The sequence below is a fragment of the Pelagivirga sediminicola genome (assembly GCF_003072125.1).
In the GTDB taxonomy this organism is placed as follows: domain Bacteria; phylum Pseudomonadota; class Alphaproteobacteria; order Rhodobacterales; family Rhodobacteraceae; genus Roseovarius; species Roseovarius sediminicola.
In genome coordinates this window covers 1-1,643 of record NZ_QCYH01000055.1, presented here as the reverse complement: position 1 = coordinate 1,643, position 1,643 = coordinate 1, and the positions used below count along the sequence as shown (strand labels likewise).

Annotated in this window: 1 protein-coding gene and 1 pseudogene; one reads left to right on the top strand and one right to left on the bottom strand. The window is 55.8% G+C overall.

Going from position 1 to position 1,643, the window contains the following annotated elements; all coding sequences use genetic code 11:
• Positions 1–621: 621 nt before the first annotated feature.
• Positions 622–1,066: pseudogene (locus DC366_RS20425) on the top strand (phage integrase N-terminal SAM-like domain-containing protein); the annotation flags it as partial.
• 309 nt (positions 1,067–1,375) lie between these two features.
• Here the strand turns inward: DC366_RS20425 and DC366_RS20120 are convergent.
• The coding region (locus DC366_RS20120) for a hypothetical protein (RefSeq protein ID WP_207768794.1) at positions 1,376–1,643 on the bottom strand (268 nt) is incomplete at its 5' end.

Below are 1,643 nucleotides of genomic sequence, written 5' to 3'. Positions count from 1 at the left end.
AGCGGCGGAAAGAACTTCGATTTGAGGGCGGTTGATAAAGTCGGACATAAGGTCGGACTTACCATCGGATCGATCCCGAAATCAGACGGCCGCCGCCGGAGGCTTACGTTGTTCCCTCCCGTAACCAACACACTCCATGGAATGCCTTCATGTGCCAATTGAGTCGACGTTAACTTGAATCATGCATGACAATTTGCATGACATTTTAAATTCGAGAATTTATAATATTATGCAGTTACAGTGTGTTAATGGGAATTACCGGCGTTACAGAATCCTCCTCGGTCCGCCGCAATTCCCATGTAAGATGTCAGACGAAATTGGCTTTTGCGGCATAAAGTGACCCAATCACCGTGAACCGGACGTTTGTGGCCAAACCGCGAATGTCCGGTTCAGCTCCACTCCACTTGGTTTCTCGCAAGATCTTTAGGACGACTATGCACAGAAAGCGTCGTATACAATGTGGGCGCTGGTTTTGCGCTCAAACGGCCCAAGGACTAAGCCGCTCCGCGACAATGGCGCTTGTGGCTGATGGACTGAGCCCTCCGTAATAGCGCGCATTTTGCGATCTGACTGACTTGTCTGACGATGGGGGCCTTCTCAATCAACCGACAGGAGGTTCCCATGACAGAGAAAAGAGTAACCCCGCTGCGCCAGCGGATGATCGAAGATATGCACATCCATGGGATGGGCGAGAAGGCGCAGAAGTCCCACATCCGGGCGATCAAGGATTTCGCGACCTTTCTTGGGCGGTCACCCGACACGACGACACCGGAAGATCTGCGCGCGTATCAGCTGCACATAACAGACAGCGGGGTGACGCCGTCGACGTTCAACGAGCGGATCGTGGCACTGCGGTTCTTCTTCAGCATGCGGGCGCGAAGAGATGAAGCGCTAAATGCAATTCCGCGCCGAACCGCGCAAGCTGCCCGTGGGTTTCAGCGTCGAGGAGGTGTCCGATATCCTGATGGCAGCACCCGGACCGGGGCTGAAGTATCGGGCCGCGCTCAGCATTTCCTATGGCGCGGGGCTGCGGGCTGCCGAGGTCTGGATGTGGTGCGAATTGCGCTGACCGGCGGGCTGACACGGCGGCAAGTTGCAAATGATTTGGAGATGGCGATCTTCGAATACATCAACGGTTTCTACAATCCGCGTCGATGACATTCAGCATTGGGCTGGAAAAGCCCAGTCGCTTTCGAACGGAAAGTGGCTTAGACGAGCACTTGGAGCGGCACAAATACGCGACAGGTCCAACCTCGCGCGCGAGGTCGATGTCGGCGTCGTATTCGATCTAAAACGGGACGACCGCCATCACGCGCGGGGTTGGCAACGTCCATCTTGTTTTCGAACAGCGCCATCCGCGCCGAATGCACATGTGTCAACGTTGCGAGCGCCTCGTCGGCGGTTTTGAGTAGCTCCTGCTGGGTCTTGTAGGGGGCGGCCGCCTTCGCGGCTGCAGCCGCCGCAGTTCGACCGAATCAGCGGCGTATGCCGCAAGCCCGCCAAACATGGTCGTCGTCATGAGACCCGCCATCGTCGCGCTGAGGAGTTTGTTTTTGGTGTTCATCGTGTCTGACGTCAGCGCCTGTGGGACAGATTTGAGGAATTGAACAACGGAGGATTTCTGGTTCATCGTAACCTTCATG